Consider the following 1365-nt stretch of genomic DNA (forward strand, 5'->3'; position numbering starts at 1 on the left):
CAAAACTCTCCAGTTCCAAAAACACCTTATCTTGGTGTCCTCAAAACCGGCAGCAGCTCAAAGACACCCGAAGAGCTTAGAACCTTGGCAATGTTCAAATCTGAAAAGCCTCCTTCGGATGTGGATACAGCCCATCTCGCCAAACTGCTCTCGCTGGCGCTGCTGGTGCAACGCGAGGGTGGCACGGAACTAAGCAAGTCAGGGTGCACTCTGCTTGAGACCAGTGGGACGACGCACACCACACATGTCGAAGGCTCTGGGAGAATTTGACTGCCTCACCGGTCGCCTCTCGCTGTGACTGGTTGAGATCTTCCTCCGAATGCATGCCAGTAGAACGTTCTGCGTTATGCGATTAAGCGCCTAAGGAAACTCGCGCTGAGCTTTCCGTCGCGCAACGACGTGGAAGTGCATCATGGTCAGGCAGATCTAGTGCAGAGATCGAGCAGTCCAGTACAAAAACTTTCGCTCCGCGTCCCAGCAACCTCCGGGGGACGATGAAAGTTTTTAGGTCGACACAAAGGAGTTAGAGCATGGCGCATGTGACGTACGATGTAGTTGAGCACGATGGTGGCTTTGCCTACAAAGTGGGCGACGTCTATTCGGAAACTTTCCCCACCCATCAGGCAGCCCATGAGGCTGCTGTTTCAGCAGCGCAACGCCAGCAGCTAGCAGGTGAAAGCGAAGCCATTCAATATCAAGACAACCAAGGCCAGTGGCATGAAGAACTCGCCAGTGGTGGCGACCGGCCGCAAACCGATGTCGAAGATTCGCTCGAAGAATAATTCTTGAGCCCCGCGGATGCGCTGGCAGTTGAGCCCGGCGCTGTCCGCCGGGCGTGTGTCCTCAAGCAGCTTGAAGAAGATCTGCCTCAATAATTAGCCGACTCAATGTGGTTGTTAAAGGCGAGCGAACTAAAGAGATCGGTGTTTGCGATCCAACTTTTCCTCGACCTTGCTCCGGCTATTTCCAGCGTCTTCGACTGCTTTTTTGACCGCCTCTTTGCTTACGTTCTTCTTCTCGGCCTCGTAACGAACTTCGTGATCTTGGCGGCCTGCAACGCGAGCGCGATCCTGGGATGTGTTCGACATATTTTACGTCGATAGAATTGTTGAACCGAAGTTCAATGCGGACTGGAATCGTAAGTTCAATGTGAAGGGCGAGAGATGCAAAGCTCCTATTTCGGACTGACAATGTAGCTGAACTCTCCAGGTCGGCCATATAGCTAGCGCCTCGCGAAAAGCAGCAATGTCGTAAAACTCATGGCTAAGCTCAACTCTTCCGCATCCCATCGTCCAATGTGCCGTAAGCGGTGTCCTACCCCCACCTTTCTCCCATTTGTGAGCCATGAGATTGCGCACTGATTAA

The 1365-nt window shown here is 52.9% G+C and carries 3 protein-coding genes; 2 read left to right on the forward strand and 1 reads right to left on the reverse strand.

Annotated features, from left to right (window positions below; genetic code table 11):
* Both ASE94_RS21330 and ASE94_RS05615 read left to right on the forward strand, forming a co-directional pair.
* The coding region (locus ASE94_RS21330) for a hypothetical protein (protein WP_210166231.1) at positions 1-270 on the forward strand (270 nt) is incomplete at its 5' end.
* Between the two features lie 260 nt (positions 271-530).
* Entirely contained in the window at positions 531-782 is a 252-nt protein-coding gene (locus ASE94_RS05615) for a DUF2188 domain-containing protein (protein ID WP_062629567.1), read from the forward strand.
* Positions 783-911: 129 nt separating this feature from the next.
* Here the strand turns inward: ASE94_RS05615 and ASE94_RS20580 are convergent, their stop codons facing one another.
* On the reverse strand, positions 912-1088 hold the full coding sequence (locus tag ASE94_RS20580) for a DUF3606 domain-containing protein (RefSeq protein ID WP_082460962.1): 177 nt from the start codon (positions 1086-1088) through the stop codon (positions 912-914).
* Positions 1089-1365: the final 277 nt, after the last annotated feature.

It is taken from the genome of Devosia sp. Leaf64 (assembly GCF_001421945.1).
Lineage (GTDB): Bacteria > Pseudomonadota > Alphaproteobacteria > Rhizobiales > Devosiaceae > Devosia.